A 14,335-nucleotide genomic window follows, 5' to 3' on the forward strand; every position below is an offset into this window, starting at 1 on the left:
CGAAGACAGCGGATTGCGATGGCAGACGCGCGGGCCCGAGGCCGCGGGCGCCTGCACACGAGAGGGATCAGAAATGGCGGCGTTTCCGGACAAGGCACAAATCGTCATCGTCGGTCTGGGCGGGATCGTCGGGGCGTCGATCGCGCATCATCTCATCGAGCGGGGATGGAGCGACATCGTCGGCATCGACAAGTCCGGCATCCCGACCGACATCGGGTCGACGGCCCATGCCTCCGACTTCTGCTACACGACGAGCCACGACTTCCTGTCGACCTGGACGTCGCTCTACTCGGTCGAGTTCTTCGACAGGATGGGCCACTACGAGCGGGTCGGCGGCCTGGAGGTCGCGCGCACCGGCGACGACGCCTGGATGGAGGAGATCAAGCGCAAGGTCAGCTCCGGCAAGGCCTTCGGCACCCGCGCGCATCTTGTCACGCCCGCCGAGATCAAGGAGAAGTTCCCGCTGATCGAGGAGGATCAGGTCCAGGGCGGCCTCTACGATCCCGATGCCGGTCTGGTCGTGCCGCGCTCGCAAGCCGTGGCCGGCAAGCTCGTCGACCAGGGCGAGCAGAGCGGCAAGCTCAAGGCCTTCGCCAACACGCCGGCCAAGTCGCTGATCGTGGAGGGCGGGCGCATCAGGGGCGTCGTCACCCATCGCGGCACGATCCACGCCGAGCATGTCATCGTCTGCGCCGGCCTCTGGGGTCGGCTGATCGCCGAGATGGTCGGCGAGGATCTGCCCGTCATGCCGGTCGATCATCCGCTGACCTTCTTCGGTCCCTTCACCGAGTTCGAGGGCACGGGCAAGGACATCGGCTACCCGCTGCTGCGCGATCAGGGCAATTCCGCCTACATGCGCGACACCGGCGATCCCAGGACCACCGAGGGCGGCCAGATCGAGTGGGGTTACTACGAGACCGACAATCCCCGCATGTGCCACCCGCGCGACCTGCTGGAAAAGGAGCAGGCGCGCCTGTCGCCCTCGCAGCGCGATCTGGAACTGGAACAGGTCATGGAACCGCTGGAGCGGGCCATGGAGCTGACGCCGGTGCTCGCCGAGCTTGGCTACAACGAGAGCTGGTCGTTCAACGGGCTGTTGCAGGTCTCGGCCGCCGGCGGCCCCTCCTGCGGCGAAAGCCAGAAGGTGCGCGGGTTGTGGTACTGCGTCGCCATCTGGGTGAAGGACGCGCCGGGCTTCGGCAAGCTGATCGCCGACTGGATCACCGACGGGCGCACGGAGATCGACCACGCCGCCATCGACTACGCCCGCTTCTATCCCCATCAGATGACCGAGGACTTCATCGAGGGCCGCTGCTACGAGGCGGCGCAGAAGATCTATTTCCCCGCCGTTCACCCGCGCGAGCCCTATGCAAGCGGGCGCAACGTCAAGCGCTCGCCCTTCTACGAGCGCGAGGTGGAACTCGGCGGCTACTTCATGGAACTGGGCGGCTGGGAACGCGCCCACGGCTACGCCGCCAACGAGCATCTGCTGGAGAAATACGGCAACCGCATCCCCGAGCGCCGCAACGAATGGGACAACCGCCACTTCTGGCGCGTGTCCAATGCCGAGCATCTGGCGATGAGCGAGGATTGCGGGCTCATCAACCTGTCGCATTTCTACATGTTCGACGTGGAAGGCCCCGACCATCTGGCGCTGATGGAATGGTTGTGCGCGGCCAAGATCGGCGGCGACGGCAACATCGGCAAGGGCATCTACACGCATTTCCTCGACGACGAGGGCATGGTGCGCGCCGATCTCACGGTGCTGCGCATGGCCGACCGCTGCCGCATCGTCGACGGCGCCGATGCGGGCCCACGCGACTTCCACTACGTGAAGCGCGTGGCGCAGGACAAGGGCTTCGACGTCACGGTGACGGATGTCAGCGAGCGGTTCACGACCATCGGCATCTGGGGCCCCAACGCCCGGGCCAACCTGAAGAAGGTGGTCGCCGACCCGGCCGCGCTCGATCCGGAAAACTTCCCCTTCGCCGCCATGCGCGAGATCGAGATCGCCGGCAGGCCGGTGCGCGCCCTGCGCCTGTCCTATGTGGGCGAGCAGGGCTGGGAACTGCACATGGCCTATGAGGACGGTCTCGCGGTCTGGGATGCCCTGCGGTCGCTCGGCATCATGGCGGTTGGGATCGAGACCTACGCCAACTCCCGGCGCCTGGAGAAGTCGCTGCGCCTGCAGAACGCCGATCTGCTCACCCAGTACAATCTCTATGAGGCCGATCTCGCCCGACCGAAGGTCAAGGAGGCGGACTTTCGCGGCAAGGCGAAGCATCTGGAGTACCGTGCCCGCCCGCATCAGCCGGCGAGGCTGTGCACGCTGGTGATGACCGACAATGTGGACGCAAGCGGCGTCGAGCGCTTCCCCGTGGGCACGCTGCCCGTGCTCGATCCCGCGACCGGCGAAACCCTTGTCGATTGCCTGGGCCGGCGGTCCTACACGACCTCCATCGCCTACGGTCCAACGGTGGGCAAGACCATCGCGCTCGCCTACCTCCCGCACGATCACGCCGAGGTCGGACGGAAGCTGGCCGTCGACTATTTTTCGGAGACCTTTCCGGTCGAGGTCGCCGGCGTCGGCTACGCGCCGCTCTACGATCCGCAGAACCTGAAGCCGAGAAGCTGAGGCGCGCGGCGGTGGTCGTCGCGTCGACGTCTGGATTTCCGGGATGGACGCGGATGGCGGGCGCAAAGGGCGCGCCCCTCTCCGCCGTCACCCCGGACGCAGGCGCAGCCGGAGATCCGGGGCCTATTGGCACCCCCGGCGGATGGGACGGTCGGAGCGTTGGCGCACGCGTTTGCGCCTCCGCGCGACCGTCGAGCGGACGGCGAGGTGGATTGGATCCCCGATCAGGTCGGGGATGACGCGGGTGTGTGGGGCAGGCCGCCTGCACGGTTGGTGTGTCGCGGCGTGCGCGCCGTCGTTTGCGGGACGGGTGGTCCCGCGGAATCGAGAGGATAGAGGCGTTGAACAGACTTGAAGACCTTCTGGCCCGCAAGGGCACGCTGCTCGCCGACGGGGCGACGGGCACCAATCTGTTCGACATGGGGCTCCAGTCCGGCGATCCGCCGGAGGAATGGAATATCACCCGGCCCGACGACATCCGCACGCTGCACCGCAGGTTCGTGGAGGCCGGTGCCGACATCATCCTCACCAACACCTTCGGTGCGAATCGGCACCGGCTGAAGCTGCATCGCTTCGAGGACCGCGTGCATGAGTTCAACGCCGCCGCCGCACGGCTGGCGCGCGAGGTCGCGGACGCCGCCGACCGGGAGGTGATCGTCGGCGGCTCCATCGGTCCGACCGGCGAGCTTTTCGCGCCGCTCGGCGCGCTCACCTACGACGAGGCGGTTGCGGCCTTTGTCGAGCAGGCGGAAGGGCTCAAGGTCGGCGGCGCGGATGTGCTGTGGATCGAGACCATGTCGGCTTCGGAGGAAATGAAGGCGGCCGCCGAGGCGGCGGCGAAGGTCGACATGCCCTTCGTGGTGACCGCCAGCTTCGACACGGCCGGGCGCACCATGATGGGCCTGACCCCGGCGGGGCTGGGCGCGCTCGCCGGCGAGTTCGCCTGCACGCCGGTGGCCTATGGCTCCAACTGCGGCGTCGGCGCGTCCGACCTGCTCGCCGCGATCCTGGAGATCACGCAGGCCCATCCCGAGGCCATCGTCATCGCCAAGGCCAACTGCGGCATCCCGGAAATCAAGGGCGACGAGGTGGTCTACACCGGCACGCCGGACCTGATGGGCGATTATGCCCGGCTTGCGATGGACGCCGGCGCGCGCATCATCGGCGGCTGCTGCGGCACGTCCTTCGCCCATCTCGCGGCGATGCGCGGAGCGATCGACGCGCATAAGGCGGCCGCCCGCCCGAGCGTCGAAGAGGTGGTGGCGCGCATCGGCCCGCTCGTCTCGCCGCCAGCGACCCCGACCGCCGAAGACGGCGCCGGCCGCCGCCGCAGCCGCCGGCGGGGGTGAGGGCGCGCTAAAATTGAAATGTACTCAGACATTTTTAAAAACGCGTCGGTTCTTTTGTGACGTTCGCGTTTCTCACTTCTCGCGGCGAACACCCTTAAATGGCTTCTTATCCGCCTTTTGGTTCATAAACCGGCCTGTGCTGGTATCGCGTTTCGTCCAATTGTCAGTTTTAGGATTGTAGACTTGAGAGCGATCACGGACTGCACCAATTCGGCGTCCGTCTCCGTTGGGTGGGTTCGTTGCCATAGATCTGGCTCCTTAGCTGGTATGGCAGTCATTTGTGCAGTAAAAGCAACCGTTGACTTGGTGGAAGTGCTGGCGTGCTGCTTGTACGGCTGAATGGCAGTTCAGATGATGCCCGAGTTGGATTCGGTTCGAGTAGTCGGGTGGAAAGGGGCACCCAACCGTGTGAACCTCATGGTCTCCATTGGGCTGCGGATTTTTGTTTACGTAGAATTCTGCCATCTTCGATCGTCCTTTGATATGTCAATTGAAAACGGTCCTTAGACGTGCTGATTATGAGGTGCAAAGTCTGTCGGTGCGCTCACGGCTATTCAGTCGAAGTGATCCTGCTGAGTTTTAGCCACACCGATCCTCTGTGTCTGTGTAGCTACTTCATTTCAGGATCGTTGTTTCTCCACTAGTCAAACAAATCAGGCTGTTCGGGTCTTGTTTTTTTCAGAAACCATGCTCGCTCCTTTGCGAGTAAGGTAGTAAGCGCCTCGTCTGTACGTGCTAGTTTTCTGATAATGAGCCAGGCCGTGGCGTTCGAGAGTGCGGTGACTAACAAGGTTTCTTACTATTTGGCTGAATCTGTCATCCTTTCGCCCTTTGAGTATTTTCTTGTCTTCATCAGAAATAGGTAAAATTTTTCTGAGTAATTCGTCAATTTTTGTTATGTCGAGTCCTTCGTTATTGTCTCCATATTTTGCGATGATTTTCAAAACAGGCTCGATCAGGTCTGACTCACGTATTCTGCCGTTCACCATTTAAAACACATCAATATCTTGAGTTTTGAGCATTTTCTGCGTTAGATTCGGTGAATCTTAACCATGATTCGAGAAATCCCGCAAGGCCCTTGACAAGAAATTTCATAAAATTAACGCAGGGGGAGATCGTGCGATCAGCGCAGAAAGCTCGCCCGATCATCAACCGGATTCCTCGTGTGGGCGGGGCTTATGAGGCTGCCAAGCTGTCGCCATGATGACCACCCTGCATCAAGATGCTCTGCCGGACGGTGCGCCCCACCTACGGCGCACCCTGAGCCTGCCGTGGCTTGTGTTCTACGGCGTCGGGGTGACGGTGGGGGCGGGGATCTTCGCGCTCATTGGCGAGGTTCTGCGGCTGGCCGGCGATCACGCGCCGCTCGCCTTTCTGCTCGCCGGGCTGATCGCCGCCGTGACGGGCGTATCCTACGCGTTGCTCGTGCGGGTCTTTCCGCGTGCCGGCGGCGAGGCGGTTTTCGTCAATCGCGGACTCGGCCGGGTCTGGGGCCGCGTGGCGGGCTTCGGCATGGTCGCGACCGGCACGATCTCCAGTGCAGTGGTGGCGCTGGCCTTCGCGGGTTACATGCGCGCCCTCGTCGCCGTGCCGGAAGAGCTGCTCGTCGGCGCCGTGATCCTGTCGCTCGCCGGCGTTGCCTGGCTCGGCGTGCGCGAGAGCGTGGTTCTCGCCGCACTCGTCACCGTGCTTGAGGTCGGCGCGCTGGTGGTGGTGATCGGCTTCGGCGTGCCGCTGCTGGGCGACCTCCCGTCGGTTGCCCTGTCCTTCGTGCCGGCGGGCGATGCGGTGCTGCTGGCCGGCGTGCTGTCGGGCGCGGTGCTCGCCTTCTTCGCCTTCATCGGCTTCGAGGACATCGTCAACATGGCGGAAGAAACGGTGCGCCCGGCGCGCACCGTGCCGCGCGCGATCCTGTGGACCATCGCCATCACGGTAACGCTCTACGCGCTGCTGGCGGCCATTGCCGCGCAGGCGCCGAACCGGGCGGAGATCGCGGGATCGGCGGCCCCCCTCGCGGTGCTGTTCGAGGCCGTGTCCGGCCGCGCGGGCGAGGGGATCGCGGGCGTCGCGGCGCTGGCCATGATCAACGGCATCCTCGTGCAGATCGTGATGGCGAGCCGGGTGCTCTACGGCATGGCCAACGAAGGCCTGGCGCCGGCTTGGTTCGGCGCGGTCGGGGCCTGGCGGCGCACGCCGACGCGGGCCACCGTGACCGTCGCCGCCTGCGTGCTGACGCTTGCCCTGCTCGTGCCGCTCGTCCGGCTGGCGGAATGGTCCAGTCTGGTGACGCTCGGGGTGTTCGCGCTGGTCAATCTGGCGCTGGTCGCGCTCGGACGCAGCCTCGACGATCCGCTGGTGCGCCGCTTCCGCTGGTGGGGCGCGCTCGGCGCGGCCCTGTGCCTCGGCATTGCCGGCTTTCAGATTTTGTCAGCCGTCATCGCGCCGGGCTGACGGTTGCCCCAGACGGCGGAGCGGGGCCACATGACTGGGGAGCGGCGCCACAGGATGGCGGGCTGGCCCGCTCGAGCGACAATCGCGCCCCGCTTGTTCTCCCGCAGCGTCAATTCGGCCTGACGTTTGCGCTCGCTTCGGCTACCCTTGGGGGATGTCCGCGATCGTATCCGCCCGGAGTCTGATCCTGTCGCTCGTGGTGGGCCTTTGCCTCCACGCGCCGGCCGTCGCGCTGGAGCGCGGCGGAGCGCGGACCAGCGATTTTCAGACCGTCGATTCTCAGACCGCCGATTTCCTGGCCGCCGATTTTCGGGCCGGAGACTATGTCGATGTGGCGCTGGTGCTCGCCGTCGATGTGTCGCGCTCCATGTCGCCGGACGAGATCCGCATCCAGCGGCGCGGCTATGCCGAGGCGATCACCAGCCCGGAGGTGATGCGGGCCATTGGGCAGGGGGCGCCCGGGCGGATCGCGCTCACCCTGTTCGAGTGGGCGGCCGACTTCCACGTGCGGGAAATCGTCGGCTGGACGATTGTCGCGACGCCGGCGGATGCGCAAGCGGTGGCCGACCGGCTGCTGCAGCGCTCCGACGCGGGCGCGACCCGCACCTCGATTTCCGGCGCCATCGCGCAGGGCATGCGCCTGCTCGACGCGCTGCCCTATACGGCCGAACGCCGGGTGATCGATGTGTCCGGCGACGGCCCGAACAACCAGGGTCTGCCCGTGACCCAGGCCCGCGACGCGGCGATCGCGCAGGGAATCACCATCAACGGCCTGCCGCTGATGACCGAGGACGGCTTCGCCTCCTGGTTCTCCATTCCCGATCTCGACACCTATTACCGCCGCTGCGTGATCGGCGGTCCGGGCAGCTTCATGATCCCGGTCAACGGCTGGGACCAGTTCCCGGAAGCCGTGCGCCGCAAGCTGGTGCTGGAAATCGGCACCGCGCCCGTGCCTGAACCGCGCGTGATTCCGGTACAGTTCCAGCAGCCGGAGCCCTACGACTGTCTGGTCGGCGAAAAGCTCTGGCGGCAGCGCGGCTGGCAGTTTCAGGGCCCGAACCCCTGAGACGTCGGTCCATGCTGCGTCCTTGTTCCGGGAAAGGACCCGTCACGCGCGCCGTCGCCGCCGGCGGCGCCCGCCGGCCTCCGCATCCGGCGACGTCTCGTCGCCCGTCTTCGGGTCCGGCAGCGGCACGGCGGCGCGCAGGCGCGGGAAGGGGTCGATCTTGTTCGGCAGCGCCATGGCGTGGACGAAGTGCTCCTGGAACTTCGGCTCCAGCGCCGTCTCGATCTTCTCGATGTCGCGCACCACGCGCTCGATGGTGCGCCGTTCGCCGCGGTTGATCAGCGCCATGCGCGCGCCCGTGCCGGCGGCATTGCCCACGCCCGACACCTCGTCCAGATCGCAATCGGGAATGAGACCGAGGATCATCGCGTATTTCGTGTCGATGTAGCTGCCGAAGGCGCCGGCCAGGCGAATGCGGGCGATCTCCGGATTGCCGAGCTTGTCGAGCAGCAGCTTGACGCCGGCATAGAGCGCGGCCTTGGCGAGCTGGATGGCGCGAATGTCGGTCTGCCGGATGGTGAGCTCGATGCCGTCCTCGGCGACCACATAGGCGTAGGTGCGCCCCTTTTGCACGATGCGCGGCGAGCGCGTCGCGAGCGACCCGTCGATCAGCCCGTCCTCGGTGATGACGCCGGCCAGATAAAGCTCCGCCACCGCCTCGATGATGCCGGACCCGCAGATGCCGGTGACGCCGACCTGATCCTTCTTGTCGGCGAAGGCGGGATCGTCGGACCATTCGTCCAGCCCGATGACCTTGTAGCGCGGTTCCAGCGTTTCGGGATCGATGCGGATGCGCTCGATGGCGCCGGGCGCGGCGCGCTGGCCGCAGGAGATTTCCGCGCCCTCGAAGGCCGGCCCCGTGGGGGAGCTTGCCGCCAGCAGCCGCTCGCGGGTGCCGAGCACGATTTCCGCGTTGGTGCCGATATCGACGACGAGCGTCAGCGCGTCGGCCTCGAAGGGACGGGTGGAGAGCGTCGCGGCCGCCGCATCGGCCCCCACATGCCCCGCGATGCAGGGCAGCATGTAGACCCGCGCGCCGGGATTGAGTTCGAGATCCAGATCGCGGGCGCGCGCATGCACCGCGCCGGAGACGGCGAGCGCGAAGGGCGCGCCGCCCAGTTCCGTCGGATCGGTGCCGAGGAAGAGATGATGCATGATCGGATTGCCGACGAAGACGGCGTCCAGAACGTCGCTGCGTTCTGCCCCCACGTCGGCGACGAGCTTGCCGACCAGCGCGTCGATGGCCGCGCGCACCGTGGAGATCAGCTCCGGCAGCCGCTCCGGGTTCATCTGCACATAGGAGACCCGCGACATCAGATCCTCGCCGAAGCGGATCTGCGGGTTCGACGTGCCGGCCGAGGTGACGGTGCGCCCGTTCGTCAGGTCGCACAGATGCGCCGCGATGGTGGTGGAGCCGATGTCGACGGCAAGCCCGTAGGCGCTGCGTTTCTCGCCCGGCCACAGCGCGATGACCTCGGCCGGCCGCGCGTCGTCCTGCCAGATCGCGGCGGTGACCGTCCAGTGGCCCGCGCGCAGGATCGACTGCACGCGCGAGATCAACGGAAAGTCCAGCGTGAGGCCGGCGAGGCCCGTCTCGGCCATCAGCGCCTCAAGCAGCCGGTCGGCGTCGCCAAGCGGCATGTCCATGTCCGGTTCGGCGACGGAGACTGTGACGAGCCGCACCGCGCTGTCGGCGGGCACCTTTACCGCTTCCGCGCGCTTGCGCACCACCTGCCGGTTGGTCTGGGCGTCGGTCGGCACGTCGACCACCATGTCGCCGAGGATCGTCGCCTGACAGGACAGACGCCGGTCGGCGGAAAGCCCGCGCAGCTCGACGTAGCGCGCTTCCGCATCCGTCACCGGACCGAGATGCTCGGCGGAACTCGTCAGCTTCTCCTTGGCGAAGGCGCCTTCGGAAACCGAGATCTGGCAGCGGCCGCAGATCCCGCGCCCGCCGCACACCGATTCCACATAGACGCCGAGCGCGCGCGCGGCATCGAGCAGCGGCGTGCCGAGCGGAAATTCGCCCCGCCGTCCGCTCGGCTGAAAGACGACCCTTGCGGTCTCGCCGGATGTGCTCATCGCCGGTCCCGCGTGTCAGGCGCTGGCGCGCCGCCGGCCCTCGCGGCCGCCGCGCCGGCGCCCGCCGCCGTCGCCGGCCGTCGGGGCGGGGGAGGCGGCTGCCGCACCCGGCTTGTGGTCGCGATAGGTCATGATCCATTCGCTGCAGTTGGGGTCGGCGCCGGTCAGCACGTTGGCGCCGCGCACCGCCTCCATTTCCTGCGGCCGGCAGGGGTTCATGATGGCGCTGGTCATGCCGGCGGCGATCACCATCGGGATGAAGGCGGCGTTGATGCCGTGGCGGTGCGGCAGGCCGAAGGAGATGTTGGACAACCCGCAGGTGGTGTTGACCTTGAGCTCCTCGCGCAGCCGGCGCAGAAGCGCGAACACCTGCTGGCCCGCCGTGCCCATGGCGCCGATCGGCATAACGAGCGGATCGACGACGATGTCATGGGCGGGAATGCCGTAGTCGGCGGCGCGCTCGACGATCTTCTTCGCCACCGCGAAGCGCACGTCCGGATCTTCCGAGATGCCCGTCTCGTCGTTGGAAATGGCGACGACCGGCACATTGTACTTCTTGATGAGCGGCAGGATCGCCTCGAGCTTTTCCTCCTCGCCGGTGACCGAGTTCACCAGCGGCCGGCCCTTGGCGACCTTCAGACCGGCCTCGATCGCCGCCGTGACGGAACTGTCGATGGACAGCGGCAGGTCGGTCAGGCCCTGGACGATCTCCAGCGTCTTGACCAGCAGCGGCGGTTCGGTCTCGTTCGGGTTGACCGCCGTCACGCCGGCGTTGACGTCGAGCATGGTGGCCCCGGCGGCGGCCTGCGCCAGCGCGTCCTTTTCCACGGTGGAGAAATCGCCGGCGATCATCTCGGCGGCGAGCTTCTTGCGCCCGGTCGGATTGATGCGCTCGCCGATCACGCAGAAGGGTTGATCGAAGCCGATGATGATTTCCTTGGTGGCCGAGGCCACGATTGTGCGTGTCATTGCGCTAACTCCGCAGGGTACGGGCGCTCGGGGGCGGGCTGAAACGACCAGCTCCCGCGCTGCAACAGCCATTCGGAGGTCTTCTTCAGCCCGCCGAAGGGAAAGACGTGGATCTGCTCGAGCTGCGTGTGCGGGCGCACCTCGATACGTGCTTCCAGCGGGCCGACCATGGTTTCCGGGTCGTAGCCCGACAGCATGGAGACCACCGCGCCGCCGCGCTTCCTGAGGAAGGCGAGCGAGTTCTCGACGCCGGCGAAGGCGGCGTATTTCACGAGCGTCGTCATCTTGGCCGGCCCGGCGATGCCGATGTGAACCGGAAAGCGGTTGCCCCAGGACGCGATCTCGTCGAGCCACAGGTTGACGCGCTGCGGGTCGAAGCCGAACTGCGTGACGATGTGGAAATGCGCGTCGCTTTGCGCGGCCAGCTCGTGCTTGCGCATCAGAAAGGCGCGGATCGTGTCGGTCGGGATCTCAGGCGCGCCTTCGGGATGGCCCGCGACCGCGATGCGCTCGATGCCCATCTCGTCGAACAGCCCAGTTTCCAGCAGCGCCAGCGAGGAGGCAAGCGGCCCGGGCGTGTCCGCCTCTCCGGCAATCGCCAGCACCTCGCGCACCCCCGCCTCGCCGACGAGGCGGCGCAGGCGGCGTTCGAACGCCTCGAGGCTCGGGTAGCGGCGCGCGGCCATATGCGGCACGGGAACGAGCCCCATGTCATGGATGACGCGGGCGGCGCGCACGATGTCGTCCTCGCCCACGTTGCCGAGGTCGGTGAGATAGACGCGGGTGAGTTTCGGCACCGGCGCCAGCGCTTCGGGTTTGTCGAGCGCCTGGCGCGGCGACACCTCGGTCGAGGCGGCGAAACGGCCTTGGGCGTTCAGCCGGGGATCGGTCATGTCGCGTGCCCTCCGGTGTCGATGAGCGCCTTGAGCCGCTCGTTGGGGTAAGCCGTGTCGAGCTCGGCAAGCGCGGCGTCCGCCTCGCCCTCGAGATCCTCGCCCACGGATTCGGGATCGCCGCGACGCCACTCGGCGAGATAGGCGTCGCTGTCCCTGGCGCCGATGGTCATGGCGCAGCGGTCGATGGCCTGGATGAAGCGCTCCGGCAGCTCGCGCCGCGCGGTTTTGCGCCCCGCCTTGACGAGCACCTGGGCGGGAATGTCCCGCCAGTAAACGATGGTCTTCTGCGCCACCGGTCCGCCTCCACCCGTGCGATCCTGATGGGGGCATGATGCCTGCGTGCCCCGTGTTCATCGGTGCACACACGACACGCGCAATCGCGAAAACGACAGGGGCGAAACGGCGTTTCACTTGGGGTGCCAGTATTGGGCGGCAGCCCCCGTGTATCGCGTCGAATAGAACGGCACATTCTTCTTGCAAGGGCCACATGCCGGGCGCAGGGCGCGCCCGGTGCGGCACGGCGGGGGGCGGGCGGGCGAGGGGATCCGCCTTCGATTGTGGGCCCGGGTGCTCTCAGGGCCGGCCGTCGGCGACCCAGCGGGCATGCAGCCCCGCGATGTCGGAGGCGCACAAGGCCGCCATCTCCGCCTCGATCCGCTCCAGCGGCCAGTCCCACCAGCGCATTTCGAGCAGGCGGGCGATGTCGGCGTCGCCGAAGCGCTTGCGGATCTGGCGCGCCGGGTTGCCCGCGACGACGGCATAGGGCTCGACCGGCTTGGTCACCACGGCGCGCGCGCCGATCATGGCGCCGTCGCCGATGGTGATGCCGGGCAGGATCAGCGCCTCGGAGCCGATCCACACGTCGTTGCCGATGACCGTGTCGCCGGCCGGGCGATAGCCGTCGACCGCCTTGGCAAAGGTCTCCCCCTCGCCGGCGTAGAAGAAGGGAAAGGTCGAGACCCAGTCGGCGCGGTGCCCCTGATTGCCCGCCATCATGAACGCCGCGCCGCTGCCGATGGAGCAGAAGCTGCCGACGATCAGTCGGTCAACATCGTCGCGATCGGGCATCAGGTAGCGCGCGCAGTCGTCGAAGGAATGGCCGTGATAGTAGCCCGAGTAATAGCTGAAACGGCCGACGCGGATGTTGGGATTGGTCACCTGCCGGTCGAGCGGCACGCCCTTGAACGGGCTCTCGAAGAAATTCTGCACGTCTTGCCTCATGAATCGGTGGCCTGTGTGGCGACCCGACAAGCACGGATCGGACGCGGCCGCAAGACGATGCGCGCAACCCGGCCCCTTGACGTGGCGCGTGTCAAAGGTCGGCGAGGCGGTCCTGAAGAAGACCGTAGCCGGTGACGCGCCGGGCATAGGCGAGGCCAAGCCGCTCGGCGGCGGCGCGGGCACGCGCCTCCAGACCCTCATCCGGCACCTGCACCAGATAGAGCAGGCGCGTGTAGTTGCCGAAATAGGCGTCGCGCAGTTCCGGATGCGTGTCGAGCCCGAGCGGGCGCCACACGAGACTGTCGAAGTGCCGGGCGAGGAAATCGGTGAGGTAGAAGGTGCCGGGCTCGGCCTCGGCCTCCGCGTCGAAGACGTCCAGACCCGCGAAGAAGGCATAGCAATGCGCGCCGTCGAGCCGGGCGACCCCTTCCTCCGCCAGCACCTTGTCGAGCAGTCCGCCGGTGCCGCAATCGCCATAGCCGACGAGAATGCGGCCATAGTGCGGGCGGGCGACATGGATCGCGCGCCGCACGGCCTCGGGGATCTTTTCCGGACGGTTGTGAAGCTGCGCCGGCAGGCATTGCAGCGCGACGTGGGTCAGCCCGTGCTGGCGGGTGATGGCGAGGATCTCGTTGGCGAGCGCGCCGCAGGCGATAACAAGCACGCGGGCGGCGGCATCGCCCGGCACGTGCGGCGTGCCGGCGGGCGTGGCCGCTTGCCCGGCCAACGCTCCCGTGTGCGCCCCCATTTGCGCCCCCGACCCCGTCGCCGGCGCGGTCATGGCCTAGCCTGCGCGGGCGGCGAGCTGGTTGTGCCGGCGCGCGATCAGGTCCGTGGCGAGCTCCACCGTCACGGCCGCGTCGCGCCCGTAGGCGTCGGCGCCGATCGCCTGGCCGAATTCCTCGTTGAGCGGCGCGCCGCCCACCATGACGATGTAGTCGTCGCGGATGCCCTTTTCGACCATCGCGTCGATGACCACCTTCATGTAGGGCATGGTGGTGGTCAGCAGCGCCGACATGCCGAGAATGTCCGGCTTGTGCTCCTCCAGCGCGGCGAGGTAGTTCTCGACCGGATTGTTGATGCCGATGTCGATCACCTCGAAGCCCGCGCCCTCCATCATCATAGAGACGAGGTTCTTGCCGATGTCGTGAATGTCGCCCTTGACCGTGCCGATGACCATCTTGCCGACCTTGGGCGCGCCGGTCTCGGCGAGCAGCGGGCGCAGCAGGCCCATGCCGGCCTTCATGGCGTTGGCCGACATCAGCACTTCGGGAACGAAGAGAATGCCGTCGCGAAAGTCGACGCCGACGATCCGCATGCCTTCGACGAGGGCGTCGGTGAGGATCTTGTAGGGCGTCCAGCCGCGTTCCAGCAGGATCTCGACGCCCTCGACGATCTCGTCCTTGAGCCCGTCGTAGAGATCGTCATGCATCTGCTCGACGAGCTCTTCGTCCGACAGCGACCTGAGATCGAGATCTTCTTCTTCCGACATGTGCCGTTCCCCGCGAGCAAGGGATTTGGTGTACTTAACAAGACCGACTGTGGGGCGCGCGCGCCCGCGCCGGTATCCCACATGCGACACGCGCGGTCGCTGGTGCGACAGGACGGCGCAGCGCGCACGCCTGGCCCCTGCCCGGACAGGCGTTTTCACAACGGAGCGGACGCG

Annotated in this window: 12 protein-coding genes; 4 read left to right on the forward strand and 8 right to left on the reverse strand. The window is 66.9% G+C overall.

The window, feature by feature from the left end; translation table 11 throughout:
• The first annotated feature begins 73 nt into the window (after positions 1-73).
• The gene (locus tag ABL312_RS04640) at positions 74-2,635 is read left to right on the forward strand and encodes an FAD-dependent oxidoreductase (protein ID WP_349360205.1); all 2,562 of its coding nucleotides are present in this window, start codon (positions 74-76) and stop codon (positions 2,633-2,635) included.
• A gap of 341 nt (positions 2,636-2,976) precedes the next feature.
• Positions 2,977-3,984 (forward strand): betaine--homocysteine S-methyltransferase, encoded by a 1,008-nt coding sequence (bmt, locus tag ABL312_RS04645; RefSeq protein WP_374730176.1) that lies wholly within the window; start codon positions 2,977-2,979, stop codon positions 3,982-3,984.
• A gap of 653 nt (positions 3,985-4,637) precedes the next feature.
• Here the strand turns inward: bmt and ABL312_RS04650 are convergent.
• Complete coding sequence (locus ABL312_RS04650; RefSeq protein ID WP_349360206.1) at positions 4,638-4,973, reverse strand: hypothetical protein; 336 nt, start codon at positions 4,971-4,973, stop codon at positions 4,638-4,640.
• Between the two features lie 211 nt (positions 4,974-5,184).
• On the opposite strand from ABL312_RS04650, the gene ABL312_RS04655 reads away from it, so the two are divergent.
• Positions 5,185-6,435, forward strand: a complete 1,251-nt coding sequence (locus tag ABL312_RS04655; RefSeq protein WP_349360207.1) for an amino acid permease — start codon at positions 5,185-5,187, stop codon at positions 6,433-6,435.
• Between the two features lie 154 nt (positions 6,436-6,589).
• Positions 6,590-7,501 carry a DUF1194 domain-containing protein gene (locus tag ABL312_RS04660; protein WP_349360208.1) on the forward strand — a complete coding sequence of 304 codons (912 nt, stop codon included), beginning with the start codon at positions 6,590-6,592 and terminating at the stop codon, positions 7,499-7,501.
• Positions 7,502-7,543: 42 nt separating this feature from the next.
• Here ABL312_RS04660 and ABL312_RS04665 read toward each other — a convergent pair whose 3' ends face one another.
• From ABL312_RS04665 to ABL312_RS04695, 7 genes are all read right to left on the reverse strand, one after another.
• A complete protein-coding gene (locus ABL312_RS04665) occupies positions 7,544-9,583 on the reverse strand; it encodes an ASKHA domain-containing protein (protein WP_349360209.1) in 2,040 nt (679 codons plus the stop codon).
• 15 nt (positions 9,584-9,598) lie between these two features.
• The gene (locus tag ABL312_RS04670) at positions 9,599-10,552 is read right to left on the reverse strand and encodes a methyltetrahydrofolate cobalamin methyltransferase (protein WP_349360210.1); all 954 of its coding nucleotides are present in this window, start codon (positions 10,550-10,552) and stop codon (positions 9,599-9,601) included.
• On the reverse strand, positions 10,549-11,445 hold the full coding sequence (locus tag ABL312_RS04675) for a methylenetetrahydrofolate reductase (RefSeq protein ID WP_349360211.1): 897 nt from the start codon (positions 11,443-11,445) through the stop codon (positions 10,549-10,551). Before ABL312_RS04675 ends, ABL312_RS04670 begins: the two co-directional genes overlap by 4 nt.
• Positions 11,442-11,741 carry a virulence factor gene (locus ABL312_RS04680; RefSeq protein ID WP_349360212.1) on the reverse strand — a complete coding sequence of 100 codons (300 nt, stop codon included), beginning with the start codon at positions 11,739-11,741 and terminating at the stop codon, positions 11,442-11,444. Before ABL312_RS04680 ends, ABL312_RS04675 begins: the two co-directional genes overlap by 4 nt.
• Positions 11,742-12,021: 280 nt before the next feature.
• Positions 12,022-12,657, reverse strand: coding sequence for a type B chloramphenicol O-acetyltransferase (gene catB / locus ABL312_RS04685; protein ID WP_349361345.1), 636 nt, complete (start codon positions 12,655-12,657; stop codon positions 12,022-12,024).
• Positions 12,658-12,760: 103 nt separating this feature from the next.
• Positions 12,761-13,450, reverse strand: coding sequence for a DUF1638 domain-containing protein (locus ABL312_RS04690; protein WP_349360213.1), 690 nt, complete (start codon positions 13,448-13,450; stop codon positions 12,761-12,763).
• A gap of 3 nt (positions 13,451-13,453) precedes the next feature.
• On the reverse strand, positions 13,454-14,161 hold the full coding sequence (locus tag ABL312_RS04695; protein WP_349360214.1) for a B12-binding domain-containing protein: 708 nt from the start codon (positions 14,159-14,161) through the stop codon (positions 13,454-13,456).
• Between the last annotated feature and the right edge of the window lie 174 nt (positions 14,162-14,335).

The sequence above is a fragment of the Stappia sp. genome (assembly GCF_040110915.1).
In the GTDB taxonomy this organism is placed as follows: Bacteria; Pseudomonadota; Alphaproteobacteria; order Rhizobiales; family Stappiaceae; genus Stappia.